Origin of the sequence: Milkweed yellows phytoplasma str. MW1, from assembly GCF_000309485.1 — a bacterium.
GTDB lineage: Bacteria > Bacillota_I > Bacilli_A > Acholeplasmatales > Acholeplasmataceae > Phytoplasma.
In genome coordinates, this window is the sequence record NZ_AKIL01000012.1 from 1 (window position 1) to 2,276 (window position 2,276).

The 2,276-nt window shown below is 23.7% G+C and carries 1 protein-coding gene and 1 tRNA gene; both read left to right on the top strand.

The genetic code is table 11. The annotated features are described in order from the left end of the window. Positions 1 to 235: 235 nt before the first annotated feature. A complete protein-coding gene (locus RI76_RS00260) occupies positions 236 to 1,933 on the top strand; it encodes a DAK2 domain-containing protein (RefSeq protein WP_017192116.1) in 1,698 nt (565 codons plus the stop codon). A gap of 31 nt (positions 1,934 to 1,964) precedes the next feature. Next, positions 1,965 to 2,051: transfer RNA gene (locus RI76_RS00265), tRNA-Leu, on the top strand. The last annotated feature ends 225 nt before the right edge of the window (positions 2,052 to 2,276 follow it).

A 2,276-nucleotide genomic window follows, 5' to 3' on the forward strand; every position in this document is an offset into this window, starting at 1 on the left:
ATAATTAAAAGGGGTTTTTTCATTATTTTTTAAATATATTTTAAAAAATATTTTATAATTTATAATAAATTACACAGGTATGGATTATAAAGAGATTAACTATAATCATTTACAAAAGTTTTCTATAAATAAATATTATAGATCAACGAATCATAAAAAACATTTTATAAATTTAAAACCAAAAATAATTATTATCACTAATAAACATATTAATTGTAAAAAAAGGATTCAAATAATGACAGATCACAAAATTATAGATGGTATTTTATTTAAAAAAATGGTAATTAATGGCGCTATTAATTTAAAAAATAATTATAAAAAAATAAACAATTTAAATGTTTTTCCTGTTCCAGATGGAGATACAGGGACTAATATGCAAATGACTATGGCAGAAGGAATAGAAAAACTAAAACTTGTTGACGATCCCTCTATCATGAAAATGTCTAAAGTTTTATCTGACGCTTTATTGATGAGTTCTAAAGGAAATTCGGGAGTTATTTTATCTCAGTTTTTTTCAGGTATTTTTGAACAAATTAACGTTTTTCAAAAAGATACGATTGATATTTCTCAATTTATCGACTCTTTTGTGAATGGTTATAAAAAAGCTTATGAAGCGGTTATGAAACCAGTTGAAGGCACTATTTTAACTGTTTTACGTGAATCTATCGAAGCGACTCATAAGAAAAAGAGTTTTAAAGTTTTAAAAGATGTTTTAAAATATATGATTAAACATGCTAAAATTTCTTTAAACAAAACAACCGATTTGCTACCCGTTTTAAAAAAATTTAATGTTGTTGATAGTGGTGGAGCTGGTTTTGTTTGTATTTTAGAAGGTATGTTAAAAATATTAGAAAACGACGAATTAATGTTGGAAACATATGATTCATTCGACGAAGGTGCTCATTCTTTTGATAATATAGAACATGTCGTAGGAGAAAATCTAAAATACATGTATTGTACAGAATATATCGTTCAATTAATACCTAAAAGTGGTTTTATTTTAGAAAATAAAAGAAAAGAATTATTAGATATTGGCGATTCTTTGATTTTATTAGAAAATAATAATTTAGTTAAAATACATATTCATACTAATATGCCTGGCGATGTTTTAACTAATTTATTACAGTACGGAACTTTAAAAAGATGTAAAGTTGATAACATGAAAGAACAAAACGAAAACGTTGTGAAACAAAAAAACGCCGATAACGCTTCTCAATTAAGTTATTCTTTAATATCGGTTGTTTCTAACGAAGAAATAAAAAATATTTTTTCAGATATGAATGTTAATTATATCATTGATAAATCTGATAAATCTAATAAAACAGTTTCTTCCAAAGAATTTCACAAAATTTTTAAACAATTAAAACCTTCTCATATTATCGTTTTAACTAACGGTGAAGAAAATAAATTAGCGGCACAAAAAGCTTTAAAAGCTTTTCCTGATTTAAAGGTTAATTTAGTAGAAACGCAAAACATAGCTGAAAGTTACAGTGCGCTTTTATCTTTTGATGAAACAGTTTCTTTAAAAGATAATTTAGTGAATATGCGACAAAACATTAAAAAAAATAAAATTGGCGAAGTAGTCCATTTAAAAAAATCTAATCAATTGTCTACAGATTCATTAAATATTAATGAAGAACATTTTGCGGAAATATTAGAATCTTTAAAAAATAATAAAGATAATTATTTAGCCATTTTAGAAGAAAAAATTCTTTATAATCATTTGGATTTAAACACATTAACAAAATATTTATTAGAAAAAATGGTTAATTCAGACAATAAATTTTTAACTATTTTTTATGATTATAAAAAAGTTTCTCAAGATCATTTAGACCAAATAGAAGGTTTTTTAACATATAAATATCCTTTTTTAGAAATTGAAAAAATAGAAAATGACGACGCAATGCGTCCTTATATGTTCGTTTTAGAATAAAAATAATAAATTCATTTTTATTATTTTTTGTGTGGATATGGCGGAATGGTATACGCGCATGTTTGAGGGGCATGTGAGAATTTTTCTCGTGTGAGTTCGAATCTCATTATCCACACCATAATAAAAAAATACAACAAAAATTGCTTGTATTGAAGGTTCGACTGAGCAAATGAGTTATTTTTGATAAATAATTCATTTTTTTATGTTGTTTTAATATAATAAATGATACACTATAATTAGTTAGTAATAAATTGTTAATTTAGATTATATATAATATTTTTTATTAAGTGGTTATTTTATATAATCACTTTTTTAATTTTATTCTCATTTACAAAGGAAAATA